At 30.5% G+C, this 19212-nt stretch carries 17 protein-coding genes and 1 tRNA gene; 7 read left to right on the top strand and 11 right to left on the bottom strand.

Annotated features, from left to right (window positions below):
- Positions 1-26: 26 nt before the first annotated feature.
- On the bottom strand, positions 27-716 hold the full coding sequence (locus tag AADI82_RS06180; RefSeq protein WP_341215578.1) for a hypothetical protein: 690 nt from the start codon (positions 714-716) through the stop codon (positions 27-29).
- Positions 717-793: 77 nt separating this feature from the next.
- On the opposite strand from AADI82_RS06180, the gene AADI82_RS06175 reads away from it, so the two are divergent.
- Together AADI82_RS06175 and AADI82_RS06170 are read left to right on the top strand one after the other, a co-directional pair.
- The gene (locus AADI82_RS06175; protein ID WP_341215577.1) at positions 794-1714 is read left to right on the top strand and encodes an SPFH domain-containing protein; all 921 of its coding nucleotides are present in this window, start codon (positions 794-796) and stop codon (positions 1712-1714) included.
- A 68-nt stretch (positions 1715-1782) separates the two neighbouring features.
- Entirely contained in the window at positions 1783-2274 is a 492-nt protein-coding gene (locus AADI82_RS06170) for a YdcF family protein (protein WP_341215576.1), read from the top strand.
- A 16-nt stretch (positions 2275-2290) separates the two neighbouring features.
- Here AADI82_RS06170 and AADI82_RS06165 read toward each other — a convergent pair whose 3' ends face one another.
- From AADI82_RS06165 to AADI82_RS06155, 3 genes are all read right to left on the bottom strand, one after another.
- Positions 2291-3493: a GNAT family N-acetyltransferase gene (locus AADI82_RS06165; protein WP_341215575.1), complete on the bottom strand. Its 1203-nt coding sequence runs from the start codon at positions 3491-3493 to the stop codon at positions 2291-2293.
- A 24-nt stretch (positions 3494-3517) separates the two neighbouring features.
- The gene (locus tag AADI82_RS06160) at positions 3518-4003 is read right to left on the bottom strand and encodes a DUF1761 domain-containing protein (RefSeq protein ID WP_341215574.1); all 486 of its coding nucleotides are present in this window, start codon (positions 4001-4003) and stop codon (positions 3518-3520) included.
- Between the two features lie 78 nt (positions 4004-4081).
- The gene (locus AADI82_RS06155) at positions 4082-6088 is read right to left on the bottom strand and encodes a glutamine--tRNA ligase/YqeY domain fusion protein (protein WP_341215573.1); all 2007 of its coding nucleotides are present in this window, start codon (positions 6086-6088) and stop codon (positions 4082-4084) included.
- 98 nt (positions 6089-6186) lie between these two features.
- Here AADI82_RS06155 and folB point away from each other — a divergent pair, with 98 nt between their 5' ends.
- Both folB and AADI82_RS06145 read left to right on the top strand, forming a co-directional pair.
- Complete coding sequence (gene folB, locus AADI82_RS06150) at positions 6187-6549, top strand: dihydroneopterin aldolase (RefSeq protein ID WP_341215572.1); 363 nt, start codon at positions 6187-6189, stop codon at positions 6547-6549.
- Positions 6550-6648: 99 nt separating this feature from the next.
- Positions 6649-6719, top strand: a tRNA-Cys gene (locus AADI82_RS06145).
- A 122-nt stretch (positions 6720-6841) separates the two neighbouring features.
- Here AADI82_RS06145 and AADI82_RS06140 read toward each other — a convergent pair.
- The 7 genes from AADI82_RS06140 to rseP all read right to left on the bottom strand — a co-directional run bounded on the left by AADI82_RS06140 (position 6842) and on the right by rseP (position 15951).
- The gene (locus AADI82_RS06140) at positions 6842-7522 is read right to left on the bottom strand and encodes a LysE family transporter (RefSeq protein WP_341215571.1); all 681 of its coding nucleotides are present in this window, start codon (positions 7520-7522) and stop codon (positions 6842-6844) included.
- Between the two features lie 121 nt (positions 7523-7643).
- Positions 7644-8318, bottom strand: coding sequence for a head GIN domain-containing protein (locus tag AADI82_RS06135; protein WP_341215570.1), 675 nt, complete (start codon positions 8316-8318; stop codon positions 7644-7646).
- Positions 8319-8418: 100 nt separating this feature from the next.
- The gene (locus AADI82_RS06130; protein WP_341215569.1) at positions 8419-8718 is read right to left on the bottom strand and encodes a heavy metal-binding domain-containing protein; all 300 of its coding nucleotides are present in this window, start codon (positions 8716-8718) and stop codon (positions 8419-8421) included.
- Between the two features lie 76 nt (positions 8719-8794).
- On the bottom strand, positions 8795-9865 hold the full coding sequence (locus AADI82_RS06125; protein WP_341215568.1) for a methyltransferase: 1071 nt from the start codon (positions 9863-9865) through the stop codon (positions 8795-8797).
- Positions 9866-9935: 70 nt separating this feature from the next.
- A complete protein-coding gene (locus tag AADI82_RS06120) occupies positions 9936-11090 on the bottom strand; it encodes a N(5)-(carboxyethyl)ornithine synthase (RefSeq protein ID WP_341215567.1) in 1155 nt (384 codons plus the stop codon).
- 294 nt (positions 11091-11384) lie between these two features.
- Positions 11385-13583: a ribonuclease R gene (gene rnr, locus AADI82_RS06115; RefSeq protein WP_341215566.1), complete on the bottom strand. Its 2199-nt coding sequence runs from the start codon at positions 13581-13583 to the stop codon at positions 11385-11387.
- Between the two features lie 1027 nt (positions 13584-14610).
- A complete protein-coding gene (gene rseP, locus AADI82_RS06110; protein WP_341215565.1) occupies positions 14611-15951 on the bottom strand; it encodes an RIP metalloprotease RseP in 1341 nt (446 codons plus the stop codon).
- Between the two features lie 185 nt (positions 15952-16136).
- Between rseP and AADI82_RS06105 the strand changes: the two genes are divergently transcribed.
- The 3 genes from AADI82_RS06105 to feoB all read left to right on the top strand — a co-directional run bounded on the left by AADI82_RS06105 (position 16137) and on the right by feoB (position 19212).
- The gene (locus AADI82_RS06105; protein ID WP_341215564.1) at positions 16137-16811 is read left to right on the top strand and encodes an SCO family protein; all 675 of its coding nucleotides are present in this window, start codon (positions 16137-16139) and stop codon (positions 16809-16811) included.
- A 72-nt stretch (positions 16812-16883) separates the two neighbouring features.
- Entirely contained in the window at positions 16884-17120 is a 237-nt protein-coding gene (locus AADI82_RS06100; protein WP_034042666.1) for a FeoA family protein, read from the top strand.
- The gene (gene feoB, locus AADI82_RS06095; RefSeq protein WP_341215563.1) at positions 17113-19212 is read left to right on the top strand and encodes a ferrous iron transport protein B; all 2100 of its coding nucleotides are present in this window, start codon (positions 17113-17115) and stop codon (positions 19210-19212) included. Before AADI82_RS06100 ends, feoB begins: the two co-directional genes overlap by 8 nt.

Raw genomic sequence — 19212 nt, 5'->3', positions numbered from 1 at the left:
TTAAACGAACTTTCAAAAAACAACAACTAAAACGAGATTATTCCACCCAAAACCAACATAGACTGATTCCCTTTAAAACTATTAACACCACCAGAAGCATCAATAGTTTCAGAATTTAATCTCTTTAAAATATTGGTAAACCCATAAATGTATTGAGCTTTAAGCTTAAAGTTTTTAACTCCAACCGATGCACCAATGGCACCATTAATATTAAACTGAGAAATATTTGTAATGTCTTCAGCAGTTAAATTGCTGTAATTATTAATATAGTAGCCTTTATTAGCCTCGTCTTTAAGCTCTAGTTTTCCATTGTATTGTAGCATTGGCCCTATGCCAATAGTAAAATACTCTGGCACTACTTTTATATGCATAAGCATTGCCACTTGGGCTGCAAACATTTTGTAATCGATAAACTCGTTAGAATTGCTATTACTTAACTGCGTTGGTCTTGCAGAAATATCAATAGAGCTTTCAGAAAGCTGCATGCCAAAACTTATATTATACCATCTGTTAGGAATATCTACAGTTGAAGACAGTCCGCCAACAAACCCGTTTGACGATTTGGTTATAAAATTATCTGTAATAATATCAAATTGAGTAATGCCTCCTGTTATACCAATGCCGTTACTAATTCTGTAATTTCCTTTTTGCGAAAAACTTTTTGTAACAAAACATAGCGTTATTGCTACTAATAAGAAAAGTCGATTATATTTCATAGTTTGGGTTATAAACAGCCCAAATATAGTATAATTTTTGTATCTTAATTTTTCTAATCATTTTTAATAAATTTATTATGAATTACTATCTCGTCCCTTTTATTTTTATCGGATTAATCATATTAATCTCCGCCTTTTTTGTTGTTAAACAGCAAACAGCTGCTATTATAGAACGCTTTGGTAAATTCCATAGCATTCGTCAATCTGGTTTACAACTAAAAATCCCGTTAGTAGATAGAATCGCTGGTCGTTTAAGCTTAAAAATCCAACAATTAGATGTTATTATCGAAACCAAAACATTGGATGATGTTTTTGTGCGCTTAAAAGTGTCGGTACAATACAAAGTTATTCGTGATAAAGTGTACGATGCGTTTTATAAGTTAGATTATCCGCACGATCAAATTACCTCTTACGTATTTGATGTGGTGCGTGCCGAAGTTCCTAAAATGAAATTGGATGATGTTTTTGTGAAAAAAGATGACATTGCATTAGCTGTAAAAGCAGAATTGAATGATGCTATGTCTGATTACGGTTTTGACATTATAAAAACCTTAGTTACCGATATTGATCCGGATGCGCAGGTAAAACAAGCCATGAATAGAATTAATGCTTCCGAACGCGAAAAAATTGCAGCTCAGTTTGAAGGTGATGCACAACGTATTTTAATTGTTGAAAAAGCAAAAGCTGAAGCTGAAAGTAAGCGTTTACAAGGACAAGGTATTGCAGATCAACGAAGAGAAATTGCTCGTGGTTTAGAAGAATCTGTTGAAGTTTTAAATCGTGTTGGTATAAACAGTCAAGAAGCTTCAGCTTTAATTGTTGTAACACAACATTATGATACGCTTCAATCTTTAGGTGAAGAAACTAATAGTAATTTAATTCTTTTACCAAATGCACCACAGGCTGGAAGTAATATGCTGAATGATATGGTGGCTAGTTTTGCAGCGAGTAACCAAATTGGTGAGGCTATGAAAAATGCTAAAAAGAAGAACGAATAGAGTTTCTTTTTATAAAAAACAACCCTCTAAATTCATGAATTTAGAGGGTTTATTTGTTTATTTAACTAATGAAAAAACACATTTTAATTGTTTTAGGATCTCCAAATTCACCCGAAGGAATATTAAGTGATATCTCTAAAAGTAGATTGAATCTTTGTGCGAGTATGTATTCAAAAAACAATCTTGTGATTTGTACCGGAGGTTGGGGTAATCACTTTAATACCGCCAATAAACCTCACGCTTATTATGCCAAAGCGTATCTAATAAAAAAAGGTGTTGTAGAAAAAGATTTTTTAGATCACGCTATATCATCAAACACGGTTGAAGATGCGGTAAAAATAAAGCAAATTATAGAAAATTTAAATGGTATTCGTTTAACAATTATTACTTCAGATTATCACTTAAACAGAGTTAAACTCATTTTTAATGAAATTTTAAAACCGTTTGAATTAGACTTTGTTGGAGCTAAGTCTAACCTAGATAAAGTGCACTATGATTCTTTAGTAAATCATGAAAAAAAGGCCATAAAATCAATTTTAGATAACGGTCTTTATTATTAAATAATATTCTTTAAAGCTAACCTTTAAACGGATGGCGTTCCTCCCATTTTCTAATAGGATTCATATATTTTACAATACACTTTAAAACCGTATTAGCTATAAAATTATTGGTGTGCTTTAAATACACATGCATGATGTTGGGTTTTGCTCCAATAGAACTTTTAATTTCCATAGCGGTTCTGGCATAAACAATGGTTTTAAAGTTGTTTTCAATGCCAAAAAAAGCCATATTAAATAACATGTTTAAATACATTTGATACTTTTGTTGTAAATCTTTATTATAACCTAAAAAATAGGTTTCTAAAACATCATTATTTAAAATTAGTGTATAAAAACCAACTAATTCTTCATTTAAAAAGAAACCAAAAACTTTAAACTTTTCGCCTAAACTAACTTTTAAATTATAAAAATGTAATTTATGTAGTTTAAATGAATTAACACCCGCGTTGTCTGAAACCGTTTCATATAAATCAAAAAGAGTTTCAGAATTATTTTTAATAAACTCTTTGTTTAACTCTTTACACGCTATGCTTGATGCCTTTTTTCGAGCTGTTTTATAACGTCTTTTGTACTTTTTATTGAATGAAGAAACATAATCTTCTGGCATTTTCCACGCATCTAAAATAGGTAGCACCATGTTGGGTTGCACTTGTACTTTATATAAATTATTGGTTTTGAAAAATTCTGAGCTATTATGAATGGCATCATTTTCAAAATAATCTTTAAAGGCAATAATGCGTATCTTTTTATTATACTCAGATTTAATTTTAGCTATTAAATCGTGTAGTGCTTTTTCAAGTTGATTCAAATACTCTTTTGGCGATATGTGTTGGGTATCAAAATAAATTCCGTGTTGCCCCGTATGCATTAAACTACCAACAATTAGTGCGTTTCCCTTAATAATTTTGGAAACCAATTGTTTTGCTAATTGCTTTATTGTTGGGCTTCTATTGTTTCTAAAAATATCATCGGCATACATTTCTACACGTTGTATAATGGCAATGCCAACTAATTTTTCTGCCTTAAAAACGCCTAAATAATACGATGTAATATTTTTGGGAGAAGATAATTCGAGCCCTTTTAAAAAATCAGTTTTTAAAAAAATATCGTTGTTTGAAAGTGCATCCCAAGAATTTGGAAGCTGATTAACCGAATTATATATTTTATAGTGTATCAATACAAAAGAAAAAAGACCGAAGTTAAACACCTCAGTCTTCATTTATGTTAAAAAATTACAAATTTATTATTTCCAGCCGCAAACAATAGCTCCCATCACGCCAAGTGTTACAATCCAATAACCACTGTTTATAAATATATATTTAGCATTTTTACGCTCAAATAAAGCGTTAGTACCAATTATTGGCAACGCAACAAATACACCAGCTAAAACACCGTGTAATGCGCCATGTTTGTAGGTTCTAAAAGCATCGCCGTAATCTGCCATAAATGCAGCATAAGATGGTAAAGCAGCACTAGCGTCTCCTCCAACTAAGCTTAACGCTCCGGTTTGATGAATACTCATTTGCATCATAGTCATTGCTAGCAGAAAAGCAAAAATAAAGGCTAGAATAAAAATCTTTGCCATATTACCGCCTTTAACTTGTTCGTCGGTCATACCCGCTGCTTGCATCCATGCATTTCCAAAAACTTTTGGGTTGTACCAAATAAATCCGACAACTAATGCCGAAACAGCTGCAACAAGAATTGCAGGAAAATTTAAAAAATCCATAAATAATTTTAGTTTTAGTTAGAAGTTAAATATAACTAAAATTATTATACCACTCTTACTTTTAACACTTTAGGTCTATTAAATTGACTGAGCTTCAGCTACTAACAATTCATTTTTATCTTCTAAGGCTTTAGCGATAAAGGCATTTATAACCTCGTTTCGTTCTAATCCATTTTTAAGTAAAACACCTAAAGCTAACATCACAGCAATGCGGGTTCCTGCTTTTTTAACAGCAGTTCCAAATAAGGGTTCTAAATCTTCGTAAGGTACATTTTTTGCTAAGTCTTGAATTTCGGCTTTAGCTTTTAATTGTTTTTCTTCTGGAAGATTAGTATATTTCTTTCCAAGTTGCTGGATAACACTAATTGCTTTACGTTGACCTTGTTGTTGTGGTTTTTGTTGATTTTGATTTGTATTTTCTTTAGGCTTAACTTTTGCCCAAGAATCTCTTAAGCCAACTGTTTTATTAAATATTAAGTGATTTGAAGTAGAATCATTATCAACATTGAAATAGCCTAAACGTTGAAACTGAAACCTCTCTTCTGCTTTTGCTTCTTTTAAACTAGGCTCTACAAAAGCATTGATAATTTTTAAAGAGTTTGGATTGATAAACTCCATGAAATCTTTGTCTGGATGACTATCTGGTGCTGCATCCATAAATAGTCTATCATATTCTCTTACTTCAGCTTTAACAGCATGTTTAATAGACACCCAATGCAGTGTTCCTTTTACTTTTTTTGTTGTGTCCTCAGAATATGTACAGTGAATTTCGGTTATATTTCCGCTAGCGTCTTTAACAACATTTTCAGCCTTGATAATATAAGCGTTTTTTAAACGTACTTCACCTCCTAGTTTTAATCTAAAAAACTTATCTCCAGCCTCCTCTTTAAAATCTTCTTTTTCAATATAAATGTCTCTAGAAAAAGGCACTTTTCTGTTTCCAGCATTATCATCTTCTGGATTATTTTCTGCTTCCAACCACTCTTCCTTTCCTTCTGGGTAATTAGTAATAACAACTTTAACAGGATCTAAAACAGCCATAACACGAGCTGCTGTTTTATTTAAATCTTCTCTAATACAAAACTCCAACAACGATACATCTATGACATTTTCTCGTTTAGCAACACCTACTTTTTCTATAAAATTTCTAATAGAACCTGGTGTATAGCCTCTTCGTCTAAGCCCAGAAATAGTTGGCATACGCGGATCGTCCCAACCGGAAACTACTCCGTCTTCAACCAATGTAAGCAGCTTTCGCTTACTCATAATTGTATAGCTAAGATTTAATCTCGCAAATTCACGTTGTTTTGGAAGCAGTGGATATTTTTCTGAACTATAAGGATATACCTGCTCTTTAAACCAGTCATAAAGCTTTCTATGTGGTTTAAACTCTAAAGAACAGAGTGAGTGTGAAATCTGCTCAATGTAATCGCTCTCACCGTGTGTCCAGTCGTACATTGGGTAAATACACCAATCGTTTCCTGTTCTATGATGATGTGCATGCATAATACGATACATTATTGGGTCTCGCATTAACATATTTGGATCTTCCATATCTATTTTAGCACGAAGTACGTGGGTTCCCGATTGAAACTCTCCATTTTTCATGCACTCAAATAAATCTAAATTATCTTCTACGCTTCTATTTCTGTATGGACTATTGGTTCCAACTTGTGTTGGTGTTCCTTTTTGTTCTGCTATAACTTCACTTGACTGAGAATCGACATACGCTTTTCCGTCTTTTATCATTTGTACAGCCCAATCGTATAGCTGCTGAAAATAGTCTGAAGAGTAAAGTTCATTCTCCCATTTATATCCTAACCATTCAATATCACGCTTAATGGCATCAACATATTCTTGTTCTTCTTTGGTAGGATTAGTATCATCAAACCTAAGATTTACTGGTGCATTATATTTCTCACCTAAACCAAAACTAATACCTATAGCTTTAGTGTGACCAATATGTAGATAGCCATTTGGCTCTGGCGGAAAACGAAAACGTAAATGATTTTTAGGCATGCCGTTAGCTAAATCTTCTTCTATGATTTGCTCTAAAAAGTTAAGTGATTTTTTTTCTTCGGACATAAAATTAGCAACTCTATTTACTAGCTTATAAAAACTAATAACATTAAACAAAATATTGTGCAAAATTAGGTAATTTTGATGACTTAAAATGACGTATAATGGGAATTATAAAAGTTGAAAATATTCGTGTATTTGCCTACCATGGTTGTTTAAAAGAAGAAACAAAAATAGGAAGCGATTATCGTGTAGATTTACAGGTTAAAGCTAATTTACAAGAATCTGCAAAAACTGATAAATTAACAGATACTGTAGATTATGTGTTTTTAAACCGAATTATTAAAGAAGAAATGGAGAAGCCTTCTCATTTACTCGAAACTGTTGCAAAGCGTATTTTAAATAGAATTTTTGCAACAGATAAATTAGTTGAAAAAGCAACCGTTTGGGTTAGCAAATTAAACCCACCAATTGGTGGCGATGTTGCATGCGTAACGATAAAAATGACTGATAAGCGTAAAAAGTGATATTTTGTAAGGAAAAGTGATATTTTTTTTTACATTTGCAGCAAGTTTTTGATTCCCTCTTCAAGAATATTTATAGACACATTTAATAACAATAATTATGGCGTCGTGGCCGAGTGGCTAGGCAGAGGTCTGCAAAACCTTCTACAGCGGTTCGAATCCGCTCGACGCCTCTTAAAAACCTTCAAGTTACTCTTGAGGGTTTTTTCTGTTAAATATTTACAAGAAATTATATTAAAGTTGGAAAGCATTCTAATGAATAATATAGAATTCGCTCGATGATTTAAAAAAAATTTTAATTTATAGGATTGATTTGTTCTAATTTTTCCTCTATTAATTTCTTTTCATTAGGAAAAAACCCTTGAACAAGTAGCAAAATTCCAAATCCTAAAATTACTAGAGCTATAATTTTTTTAGTCTTAAAAATAAGCCTAGGCGTTAATTTATTTTTCAATTTTTTTGCAATTACAATTTTAACTAAATCCACTAAAAAATAAACAATTAATATAGTTGATAAAAAAACCACTACACCATCTTTAGATTCGGTTAAAGAGTTTGCTAATACTATAAAAGCAACCCAACCCAACAATACACCAATATTTATAAAGTTGAGCAAAAATCCTTTTAAAAAGAGCTTACCGTAGCCCTTTTTTATTTCAATTTTGTGATATTCTCTAACAATTTCGCGAAATGATTTTGAGGTTTTAACAAACGAAATGATGCCGTAGGTAACTAGTAAAACGCCTCCAAAAATTAAAAAACTAGGGTCGTCTTTTACTTTTTCTAATAATCTATTCGTACTATAAAAGGCAATGACAATAAATAGAATATCGGCAAGCATAACACCACAATCGAAAATTAAGGCACTTTTAAATCCTTTGGTTGCACTGGTTTCTAAAAGCACAAAAAATACTGGGCCTATTGTAAAGGCTAATATAAAACCAAAAGGTATTGCTGCTAAAATATCATCAAACATAATTGTGAGAAGCTTTACACAAAGTAAAGAAATATTTTATGATTATTTAATAGCTTTATACACTAATTAAAAAGAAAACCCACCGTAAACAGTGGGTTTTAAATTTATATTTTGAAATTTTCTAATTCATACGTTTTACACGACCACCAAAAACTCTACTTTCATTTACATTTTCTGGATTGCCGTAAATAAAGACATCCCCTCCGGCTCTTATTTTAATATCGACTAATTTAGACGCATATACATAAGCATCACCTGCTGCTTTAATAGTAACTTCTGTTGTATCGGTTTTTAATTCTTCTCCTTTATAAACACCTCCTGTTAATAATGATATTTTTTGGTTTTTTGATTTCCCCGAAGTTGTTATTACACCTCCTGTAACTGATTTTATATTAGCATAACTAACGTTTAATTTTACATCAATTTTTGCACCTTCTTGGGCTTTTAAATCTATTTCAAACTGTTTTATTTTATCTTTTGAGTGTACGTGCGCGCCTTCGTTAACATCAATAACTTCAACATCTGTGTAGTATAATTTTACTTTGGTATTATTACCATCAAAAATTTCTTCTAAATTCATTTTAATTTTTAGTTTTCCGTTTTTGTTATTCACAATAACATCATTGGCATTATTTCCTGAAATAACCACTTTGTTTTCTTTAGATTTAATTAATTCTACTTCTATTAAATCGAAAACTTTAAGTTCTGAGAATTCACCAATTGATTTTTCTATTGGGTTTTGGGCTATTGCTAATGTTGAAATAAAAATAGAGAGGATTGTTACTAAGCGTTTCATTTGTTTTAATTTATTGTTTTTAACCTAACGTAAAACTACCAATAATTATTCCGTAGTTATTTTAATTATGAAAAATTTATAATTATAAATTTTCTTTTTACTATAAAACCTGTACCGCCGTTCCTGTAATTGAAACAAAAATTAAACCTGAAGTTGGCGAAGTTTCAACATCTACACAAATCCCTACAACCGCATTTGCTTTTAATTTTATAGCATTATCTCTAAGTTTTTGAAAAGCTTCTTCTTTTACTTCGTTAATTTTAACCTCGTAAGATTCATAATATTTTTCCATCTTAAAAGAAAAGGTTGCTTTTGGCATATTTACACTTATTCCAGTAACAATACCTAAATAATCTTGAATTTTATACCCTTCGATTGTGTTTGTTGTAGTTAGTATCATGCTTTTATTTTTTAGATAAGTAGATAAAACACTTATAAATGTTACATTTTTTTTGAAACTGTTGAAATTTTTAGATTTATTTATTAATCAAAACCCAGAGCTCTACTTCTTCAAAAGATCGCCAATTTTGATCTCGTTTTGTTTTTTTTGAAGCAATTTTCACTGTTTTTTTAAAACATTTTTCTAACTGAAACCTCCCGCCTTCCAAGAGTTCCTTCTCAATCGGATGATTTTCTGTTTCTTTTGTTATTTGAGCTAAGTTTGAGAATAAAATTACTAGTTTTCCTTGGGGTAATAGCCGTTTTTTAGCTTCTTCAAAAAACTCAGGGAATAGGTTTTCATTGTAATAAAAAGCTTCGTCATTTCTATCTAAATTTCTAGATATTGGTAACCATGGCGGGTTAAAAACAATCAATTCAGTCTGCTTTTCCCATTTACAAAAAAGGTTTCCAAAATCTAATTCTATTTTTCTAGATAACTTTGTGTCTTCCATAAATGCTGTTAGTCCAACAATGGCATTAGGGTTTGTGTCTGTTCCAAAAACCTTCTGAAAACCATATTTTACCATTTGAAAAGAAAGTACTCCACTACCAATACCTACATCTATAGCAGATTTTTTAAGGCCCTCGTAACGCTTCAACCAGTTATCGAAAAGTATCAAATGATCAAAACGTGTAGGGAAATAAGTGCCGTAATAAGGGTGTATTTTATTTCGCAAAACAGGAATGGAAATTCCGTTTTTATACCATTGCCAAGAGCTGTTTAGTCCTTGAACTTGAGGAAAAGACAATAAGAAATTACTGGTTTCTGGATAAAACTTATTCAACCAACCAATACACGGTGATTTCTTTACCGTTAATTTATGGTCTATTATCTCAATATAAATAAGATTAGATAGATTTCTATATACCGACCTATACTCACGTTGTTCTTGAAAAGATGTATTTGGTAACTTTCTTTTAAGATGTTTATGTAATTCATTAAGTAACAGTAAACCGTTATTATATAATTCTGTTATTATTAAAGGTTTACCAGCTTCTAAAGCTTTAATTGTACGATTAATATTTGTAGATTGATTAAATTGAACTAATGGCTGTTTATGTAAAAAAGGCTCAGGTTTATTTATAGGTATATCTGTAATCATCATGTTTTTTAAAAAGCGAAATTTTATAATTAGATTGCTTCAACTCTAATAGGTTGATAAAAAATAAACCTATTTAGTTTATTAGTTCATTTGCTTTATGCGGATAATTAGCGTCACGATTCTGAAATCTAAGAATAGTATCCTTTACAATTACACCTTTGTCTATATTAATAGCATTCCTAATGGTTGCATTTTCGTTCCAATTTTCACGACCCGATATCACAGAAGGTAAATGTGTAAGTAATGCCGCAGAAATAGATCTAGAAGCACTTTCCCAAAAATAACTTGGTGTATGGTCCACTGCATAGTAATCAATATTATCAATTGCTATAATTGGTTTTTTAAACGTGGTAGGTTTTGCAAAATAAAAACCCATACCTTCATCGCAACTTACATCTATAATTAGCGTACCAGGTTTAAGCATCGTTTTTTCATCTTCTTTTACATAATCAATAGGATTATCTGTATCTTGATAGGTGCCATTAATAATAATTTCAGATTCATATATTAAATCCAATAATGGTCGTTCTGATCCATCATGTTCTACAACAATAAGTCGTGACTCATTTTTATTTCCTTTTTTAATTCGAACATAGTGTACATTTAAAACCTCTTCTCTTACTTCGTGGTCTGGTCTTTGAATACATATAGTAATATCTCTAAAACCATGTGCTTTTAAAGCATAAATAGCACCTCTGCTTACAGCTCCAAAGCTAAAAATGATTACTTTTCGTTGGTTACCATAATGACCATCTATTCCTTTTAATTGGAGTGCGTGTATAACTGCACTATATCCAGCCATTTCATTATTTTTATAAAACGTGTGTCTTCCCATTTGTCCATTAGGATGCCACACATACATATCTTCAAAAGCAATTAAGGTTAATTTTTTATCTATAGCCGTTTGCGTTATTTGCATTTGTTGTGCACAATGTGGATAACCCCAAATAGTTCCACCATCTTTAAGGGCTTTTAAATCAGATAAAATAGGTTTGGCAATAATAACGGAGCCAATATCAGACAGTATTTCGCTTCGTTTAGCTAGCCCTCCAGTTAAATTACTAATTTCTTCGTCTTTTATATTGAATGGTGCACCATAACCTTTTTCAAAAATAAGTTGTCTTCTAATATATTCTGGAAGCCGTTTTAAATGTTCTGGATGAATAGGTACACGTCTTTCATCTTCTTTTTTTGAGGTGCCAATAACACCCATTTTTAACAAAGACATATTTACTAAATTAAAACGTATTGCAGAGTAATGACATGAGCAAAGCGTAAGATTAAAATCACTATTAGATAGTTACTTACTAATAATCAGCCATTAAGTGACTACTAGAGTTTTATTAATCAAAAGAAAGCTTAAAGAAGAAAGCCTTAGTAGATTTGCTGAAGTTGTGCGAAGTAATAATTAATTTCAACAGATAAATAATACTATGGTAAAGATACCTTTTTAAAATCTATTATTAAGATAATACCATAGTAATATTTTTAAATTAAAAAAAGAAAACAGGTATTAATAACGTTAATAGTTTGGTTTTCCTATAAGATTAAAATCGAGGTGTTTTTTAACTAAATCGGTATTTTTAACTTTTACAACAACCTCATCTCCAAGTTGATACATGGTTTTAGTATTTCTGCCAACCATAGCGTATTGATCTTCATCAAAAGCATAATGATCGTCTTTCATATCGCGTACACTTACCATACCTTCGCATTTATTTGATATAATTTCTACATAAATACCCCAATCGGTTACTCCAGATATAACACCAACAAATTCTTCGTCTTTATGGTCTTCCATAAATTTAATTTGCATGTATTTTATTGAGTCACGTTCTGCTTTTGTAGCTAAATTTTCCATGTTACTGGAATGATTACATTTATCTTCGTAAATAGCTTCGTTAGCCGATTTGCCACCTTCTAAATAATGTTGTAATAAACGGTGTGCCATTACATCTGGGTACCTACGAATTGGCGATGTAAAATGACTATAATAATCGAATGCTAAACCGTAATGCCCAATATTTTTTGTGGTATATTCAGCTTTACTCATAGTTCTAATAGTTAATGTATCAACTAAATTTTGCTCTTTTTTACCGTTTACATCTTTAAGTAAATTATTAAGTGATGCTGAAACACTTTTACGGTCTTTAAAATTTAATTTATACCCAAATCTACTAACCACATTTTGTAAACTAGCAAGTTTACTATCATCTGGCTCATCATGTACACGATATACAAATGTTTTTTTAGGCGATTGTTTACCAACAAATTCTGATACTTTTCTGTTTGCTAATAACATAAACTCTTCAATTAATTTATTAGCATCTTTACTAGTTTTAAAGAATACACCTATTGGATTTGCTTCTTCATCAAGATTGAATTTTACTTCTACTTTATCAAACGAAATAGCTCCAGAACTCATACGTTTATTACGCATTTTTTTTGCTAATTCATCCATTTTTAAGATAGCATCTGTTATAGCTTGTTCTGTTTTATAAGCTTTTCCTGTTAAAGAAACTTCTGCAGGAATATCATTAGTTTTAGATTCTATAACAGCCTGCGCTTCTTCGTAAGCAAATCGTGCATCAGAATAAGTAACTGTTCTTCCAAACCACTCGTTTTTTATTTCGCATTTATCATTCATTTGAAACACTGCTGAAAAAGTGTATTTTTCTTCATGCGGTCGTAATGAACAGGCATTATTTGATAATACTTCTGGTAACATAGGAACAACTCTATCTACCAAATATACAGATGTGGCACGCTCGTAAGCTTCATCATCTAAAACAGTTCCTTCTTGTAAATAATGTGATACATCTGCGATATGAATGCCTATTTCATATAATCCATTTTCTAATACCGTAAAAGATAATGCATCATCAAAATCTTTTGCATCTTTTGGATCGATGGTAAAAGTTAAATCTTGTCGCATATCACGACGTTTTTTAATCTCTTCTTGGGTTATTGAAGTATCTAATTTATTTGCAAATTCTTCTACTTCGTGTGGAAATTCGTTTGGTAAACCATATTCAGCGAGTATCGCATGAATTTCAGTATCGTGCTCTCCTGGTTTACCTAAAACTTTAATCACTTTTCCATAAGGAGAATCAGCTTTTTCTGGCCAATCTTCTAGTTTTACTAAAACTTTATCACCGTCTTCTGCTTTATTAATTTTATTTATAGGTACAAAAATATCTTTGTACATTTTATTACTATCTGCTATTACAAATGCAAAATTCTTTTTTTCGTGTATTTGAATTACACCAACATATTCGCTTTTTTCACGCTTAATTATGTTTGTTATTTCACCTTCTAATTTTCCTCGTTTACGTCGTTTATAAACATAAAATTCTACCTCATCACCGTTTAATGCTTTATTTATATTGTTTGATGCTATAAATACATCATCTTCAAATTCATCACTAATAATATAACCATTTCCTTTAGCTGCTAAATCTAAAATACCAGTATGATACTCTGTATTTATAATCGCTTTATATTTACCACGTTCTACTTCTTCAATCTCTTGTTTTCCTTGTAAATCGCTTAATTTTTTTATAATTTGATTTCTACTACTTGCATCATTTACTCCAAGTTTAGCAGCTATTTGTTTATAATTTAAGGCTTGGTTTCTTTCTTTTTTTAAAATACTTAAGATTGTATTTGTTAGGTTGGAAATCCCTTTTCTTCTGGATTTTCCTTTTCTTTTTTTACTCATTTAAATTTTTGTAATCATTTTCATTTCCTAAGATAATGGAAATTTTGTTATTAAATAGCCTTATTATTTACTGGAGAAGATTGCTATTTATTTTTTACAAAGCTACGGTTTTTATATTAAACGGTATTTTTTTTATGTTAAGCTTGAGTAAACTGAAGTTATTCACATTATATATTATATAATTATTTTCTTTTTAAAATTTAAAAAAATAAATGATGGTTATTATAGTGTGTTAATATGTGGTATAACTTTTTTAATATTTATTTTGATTACAATTATTTTACATTCTATTAATAGTTAATTAACAAGTTATATTATTTTAATAGGTTCATTCTTAACTATTTTATATGTTATATAAACAGTTGTTAACAACTAAAAAAGATATTAATTACTAATAAGTAATTTAATTATTGTGTTTACATCTATTAATTTTTAATCTAATAACATTGCTAAAAAAAGTGAATTAAAATTTTGGTTAATTGATATGGATTTTTGATTGGAAAAATAAATGAATAATCAATATTTTTCTTTTAAAAACTAATGAACAGTTATTAACAAGTAATGAATATACTAATACACATTGTTTATAATACTAGCCCGTTCTTAATAAAGGCTACATAAATTTAAATATTATGTATATAAATGATAAAGTAATAAGATGGTATTACTCCTATAACCATTAATAAATGGATTAGGAAGTATAACTGTAAAAATATAATAAACACTAGAATAAAAGTGGAAACTAAAGACTAAATAACTCGTATTAAACCTTTAAAAAGGAAATTAAAAAACTCTAACCTACCTAAAAGTGGCTGTTGAACAGCTGGGTATAAATATATAAACGAACTAAAAAAAGGTTAAATATCTAGCACTTATAAAAGTTAAAGACAAAGCAAGTACCTTTGCTTTTTTAACTACTATAACTTTTTTTTGGAGCATTTTGAGTTGGTGTTTGTTTAGCAGCTCTAAAATATTAAAACTTAATTATGTTCCTTTTTTAAGAAACTTGAGTTAATAATTAAAAAAATTAATTAAAAATAGCTTTATAAATATCATTTCCATTTGCAAATAAAACTAATGCAATTAATATAAAGAAACCAACCATTTGAGCATACTCCATAAACTTATCTCCAGGCTTTCTTCCAGAAATCATTTCATACAATAAAAACATAACATGGCCACCATCTAAAGCTGGTATTGGCAATAGGTTTAAAACAGCTAACATAATTGATAAAAAAGCTGTAATACCCCAAAAAGCTTCCCAACTCCAAGTATCTGGAAAAATATCGAAAATAGCTTTAAAACCTCCTACACCTTTATAAGCTCCTGTACTTGGGCTAAAAATAACCCCTAATTGATCCCAATAAGATGTGATTTGGTTTATAAACTTGTTATAACCAACACCAAAGCTCTCTCCAAAAGAATACTTCTTTCTTGTAATAGATAAATACCCTAGCTCTTCATACATGTTATACGAACCAGTAGCAATAAAACCAAACGCTCCTTTATCATCAATTTTTAATTCAGTTTTAAATTCTTCTTTTCCTCTTAAAACATCAACAGTAACAACTTGACCCTTTAATGAATCTAAAATAGGTTTAAACTGATCAAAATATTTAATCTTTTCTCCATTAACACCCGTAATAACATCACCTTTTTTTAAATCTGTATTTTTGTTTAATGAAGAATCTCTTACTTTGCCAAAAATAAAAGGTCTTCTTATTTCAAAAAGACTTCTGTCTTTACTTGTTGACAATTGTCCTAAAAAGTCTTCAGGAAACTGAATTGTTTTTTCAACGCCATCTCTTTTAATTGTCACAGATTTTGCACCAATAATGTTCCCTTTTATATCAAAATAGTTTTCAACTTTAACATCTCCTATAGCAACAACATTATCACCTGTTTTAAAACCTAAATCTTTTAACAATGGGTTATTTATGTGATATCCATCTTGAAAACTTGCCGCAGAAATATCGGTATCACCGTAAAAAAATGATGAAAAAATATAAATAATTAAAGCTAACACAAAGTTTACTGTTACCCCTCCTAACATAATAATTAAACGTTGCCATGCTGGTTTAGAACGAAACTCCCATGGTTGTGGTTCTTGTGCCATTTGCTCGGTATCCATACTTTCGTCAATCATACCTGAAATTTTCACATAACCTCCTAAAGGCAACCAACCTATACCATAAACAGTGTCACCTATTTTCTTTTTAAATAACGAAAACTTTACATCAAAAAATAAATAAAACTTTTCTACTCTAGTTTTAAATGCTTTTGCTGGAATAAAATGACCTAATTCGTGCAAAACAATTAATAATGAAAGGCTCAATAAAAATTGAGATATTTTAATAACAAACTCCATATATCTTCTATCAGATTTTTATAATCGCACAAAAGTAAGCTTTTAAACCAACTTTAAAAAGACTAATATTTAATGTGCTTTTTTTTAACATGAATTTAAGTTTAAGCAAAATCTTAATACTATAAATTTTTAGTCACGATTGATTCATTGTATTTTTGTAACAATCAATTTTTTAATGACTATAGATGTTTTCATTTTTTAAAGAATACAAAGGGTTTGCCGTTATTTTTGCTATTATTTCAATCATTATAATTGTAATTATTTATAACACTTTAAATGTTTACCAACCACTACCTATTTACCAACCAGCTATGGTTAGCACAGAGTTGGTGGATAGCACTATTCAACATCAAAAAAAATATCATAAAATTGCCGATTTTAAACTTATAAATCAAAACGGAAAAACCATTACTCAAAACGATTATAAGGATAAAATCTATGTTGCCGATTTCTTTTTTACGACCTGCCAAACTATTTGCCCGATTATGACAGGGCATATGGCTCAAATTCAAAAAGAGATTATAAACGATAATGATATTATGTTGCTTTCGCATACAGTAACTCCAGATATTGATACTGTTGCACAACTTAAAAGGTATGCAAAATCAAAAAATGTAAATGATGCCAAATGGAATTTGGTAACTGGTGATAAAAAGCAAATTTATGAGCTAGCTAGAAAAAGCTACTTAGCTGTTAAGGATAATGGTAATGGTGATGTTTTTGATATGATTCACACCGAAAATTTCATGCTTATTGATAAGAAAAGACAAATTCGAGGGTTTTACGATGGTACAAATAAAGAAGATATTGAGCGCTTACTTGCTGATATAAAAATCCTAAAAAAAGAATATCAAAAATAGTTTTTAAGTTTCAATTTTTTTAGCCTAAATTTTTACCTTATTTTTGCTTCTTTAAAATCAATCTAAATAAGCTTGCAAGAGACATTAGCAAATTTAAAACGTGGAGAACGAGGCATTATTACTGATGTTTCATCCATTCATATTCCTTTAAAACTTTTAGAAATGGGGTGTTTACCAGGAAATTCTGTGCAACTTTTACAGCTTGCTCCCTTTCAAGACCCTATGTATTTAAATATTAATGGTACGCATTTGGCAATAAGAAAAGAGACTGCTATTCACATTTTAATAGACAAAATAGCGCATGAGTAAGCAAATAAATGTTGCCTTAATAGGAAACCCAAACACAGGAAAAACCTCTGTTTTTAATGCGCTTACAGGCTTAAACCAAAAAGTTGGTAATTACCCTGGCATTACAGTTGAAAAAAAAGAAGGTGTTTGTAAATTACCTCGTGGTGTTAAAGCCCATATTATTGATTTACCCGGAACTTATAGTTTAAATGCTTCGTCACTTGATGAAAACGTTGTTATTGAATTACTTCTTAATAAAAAAGATAAGGATTTCCCTGATATTGCTGTTGTTGTTAGTGATGTAGAAAATCTTAAAAGAAACTTACTGCTTTTTACTCAAATTAAAGATTTAGAAATTCCAACGGTGCTAGTTATTAATATGGCAGATCGTATGAATTATAAAGGAATTTCTTTAGATATACCTTATTTAGAAGAGCATTTAGAAACCAAAATAGCCTTAGTAAGTACAAGAAAAAATCAAGGTATAGATCATTTAAAAGATTTAATTGCTAACTATAAAGACATCTCTGTTACACCTTGCATTGATGCTTCTGAAATTGATGCAGAATATTTTGGCAACTTAAAAAAAGCCTTTCCAAACCAGTTATTATACAAACTTTGGCTAGTTATTACACAAGATGTAAACTTTGGAAAAACCGATAGAAACGAAATTGATGACGTTACCGACTTTAAAACAAAAAGCAAAGGTGATTTAAAACGTTTACAGCAAAAAGAAACCATTAAGCGTTATCAGTTTATAAACAACATACTTAAAAAAGGGCAAACTATTGATGCCTCTCAAGCAAAAGATTTGCGGACAAAACTAGATAGGGTTTTAACCCATAAAATATGGGGTTATCTTATTTTCTTTGTTATTTTACTAACTATTTTTCAAGCTATTTACGATTGGTCTAGCGTGCCCATGGACTTTATCGATAGTGTTTTTGCATCGTTAAGCGAATGGACAAAAACACAATTACCTAAAGGTGCTTTCACCAATTTACTTGCCGAAGGAATCATTCCAGGTCTTGGTGGTATCGTTATATTTATTCCGCAAATTGCCTTTTTATTTCTATTCATCGCTGTACTTGAAGAAAGCGGCTATATGAGTCGTGTGGTTTTTTTAATGGATAGGGTTATGCGTCGTTTTGGTTTAAGTGGTAAAAGTGTTGTGCCTTTAATTTCTGGTACAGCTTGTGCTATTCCAGCTATTATGGCAACACGAAATATTGAAAGTTGGAAAGAACGATTAATTACCATTTTAGTAACACCTTTTACAACGTGCTCAGCAAGACTTCCTGTATACCTAATTATTATTGCGTTGGTGATTCCTGAAGGACGATTTTTAGGATTAGGCTATCAAGCATTAACACTAATGCTTTTGTATCTTATTGGTTTTGCTGCTGCTGTAATTTCAGCTTATATTCTAAATAAAATATTAAAAATAAAAAGCAAATCGTTTTTTGTTGTTGAAATGCCAAATTATAAACTTCCGTTAATTAAAAATGTAGCCCTAACAGTTGTTGAAAAAACAAAATCATTTGTTTTTGGGGCTGGAAAAATTATTCTTGCCATATCAATAGTATTATGGTTTTTAGCATCTTACGGCCCTGGAAAAGCATTTAATGATGCTGAAAATATTGTAAAAACTGAATACGCGTCGCAAAACTTAAGTGAAGACGAATTACAACAACACATCGCATCGTATAAATTAGAACATTCGTTTATTGGCATTACAGGAAGAGCTATTGAACCTGCAATACGGCCATTGGGTTACGATTGGAAAATTGGTATTGCCATTGTTAGTAGTTTTGCTGCTCGTGAAGTGTTTGTGGGAACACTAGCAACTATTTATAGCGTTGGAAGTGACGAAGAAGAAACCATTAAAAATAGAATGGCAGGAGAAGTTAACCCAATTCTTGGTGGACCACTATTCAATTTCGCATCAGGCATTTCATTACTATTATTCTATGCTTTTGCTATGCAATGTATGAGTACACTTGCCATTGTGAAAAAAGAAACCAATAGCTGGAAATGGCCAACACTACAACTCGTTATTATGAGTGCTTTTGCATATATAGTAGCATTAATTGCTTTTCAACTTTTGAAATAA

Origin of the sequence: uncultured Wocania sp. (assembly GCF_964021735.1) — a bacterium.
GTDB lineage: Bacteria > Bacteroidota > Bacteroidia > Flavobacteriales > Flavobacteriaceae > Wocania_A.
This window is presented reverse-complemented; position numbering and strand designations above follow the sequence as displayed.

Excerpts from the sequence above, each read along its gene's own strand:
- AADI82_RS06180 (WP_341215578.1), bottom strand. The coding sequence starts at position 716 with ATGAAATATAATCGACTTTTCTTATTAGTAGCAATAACGCTATGTTTT.
- AADI82_RS06175 (WP_341215577.1), top strand. The coding sequence starts at position 794 with ATGAATTACTATCTCGTCCCTTTTATTTTTATCGGATTAATCATATTA.
- AADI82_RS06170 (WP_341215576.1), top strand. The coding sequence starts at position 1,783 with ATGAAAAAACACATTTTAATTGTTTTAGGATCTCCAAATTCACCCGAA.
- AADI82_RS06165 (WP_341215575.1), bottom strand. The coding sequence starts at position 3,493 with ATGAAGACTGAGGTGTTTAACTTCGGTCTTTTTTCTTTTGTATTGATA.
- AADI82_RS06160 (WP_341215574.1), bottom strand. The coding sequence starts at position 4,003 with ATGGATTTTTTAAATTTTCCTGCAATTCTTGTTGCAGCTGTTTCGGCA.
- AADI82_RS06155 (WP_341215573.1), bottom strand. The coding sequence starts at position 6,088 with ATGTCCGAAGAAAAAAAATCACTTAACTTTTTAGAGCAAATCATAGAA.
- folB (WP_341215572.1), top strand. The coding sequence starts at position 6,187 with ATGGGAATTATAAAAGTTGAAAATATTCGTGTATTTGCCTACCATGGT.
- AADI82_RS06140 (WP_341215571.1), bottom strand. The coding sequence starts at position 7,522 with ATGTTTGATGATATTTTAGCAGCAATACCTTTTGGTTTTATATTAGCC.
- AADI82_RS06135 (WP_341215570.1), bottom strand. The coding sequence starts at position 8,318 with ATGAAACGCTTAGTAACAATCCTCTCTATTTTTATTTCAACATTAGCA.
- AADI82_RS06130 (WP_341215569.1), bottom strand. The coding sequence starts at position 8,718 with ATGATACTAACTACAACAAACACAATCGAAGGGTATAAAATTCAAGAT.
- AADI82_RS06125 (WP_341215568.1), bottom strand. The coding sequence starts at position 9,865 with ATGATGATTACAGATATACCTATAAATAAACCTGAGCCTTTTTTACAT.
- AADI82_RS06120 (WP_341215567.1), bottom strand. The coding sequence starts at position 11,090 with ATGTCTTTGTTAAAAATGGGTGTTATTGGCACCTCAAAAAAAGAAGAT.
- rnr (WP_341215566.1), bottom strand. The coding sequence starts at position 13,583 with ATGAGTAAAAAAAGAAAAGGAAAATCCAGAAGAAAAGGGATTTCCAAC.
- rseP (WP_341215565.1), bottom strand. The coding sequence starts at position 15,951 with ATGGAGTTTGTTATTAAAATATCTCAATTTTTATTGAGCCTTTCATTA.
- AADI82_RS06105 (WP_341215564.1), top strand. The coding sequence starts at position 16,137 with ATGTTTTCATTTTTTAAAGAATACAAAGGGTTTGCCGTTATTTTTGCT.
- feoB (WP_341215563.1), top strand. The coding sequence starts at position 17,113 with ATGAGTAAGCAAATAAATGTTGCCTTAATAGGAAACCCAAACACAGGA.